The organism is Streptomyces sp. CA2R106 (assembly GCF_037034245.1).
Classification (GTDB): domain Bacteria; phylum Actinomycetota; class Actinomycetes; order Streptomycetales; family Streptomycetaceae; genus Actinacidiphila.
In genome coordinates this window covers 1-246 of sequence record NZ_JBAGKC010000224.1, presented here as the reverse complement: position 1 = coordinate 246, position 246 = coordinate 1, and the positions used below count along the sequence as shown (strand labels likewise).

At 67.9% G+C, this 246-nt stretch carries 1 protein-coding gene; it reads right to left on the bottom strand.

The window, feature by feature from the left end:
• On the bottom strand, positions 1–246 hold a 246-nt coding region (locus tag WA788_RS35850; RefSeq protein ID WP_335984740.1), incomplete at both ends, for a beta-ketoacyl synthase N-terminal-like domain-containing protein.

Genomic DNA, 246 nt, shown 5'->3' with positions numbered 1-246 from the left:
GCGCGAGCATCCGACAACCGCTCCAACACCACCACACCAACGCCCTCACCCCACCCCGTGCCATCAGCCGCCTCCGCAAACGGCTTACACCTCCCGTCAGCAGCCAACCCCCGCTGCCGCGCAAACTCCGCGAACGTCCCAGGCGAAGCCATCACCGTGACACCACCGGCCAACGCGATCCCACACTCCCCCGACCGCAACGCCTGCGCCGCCAAGTGAATCGCCGTCAACGACGACGAACACGCC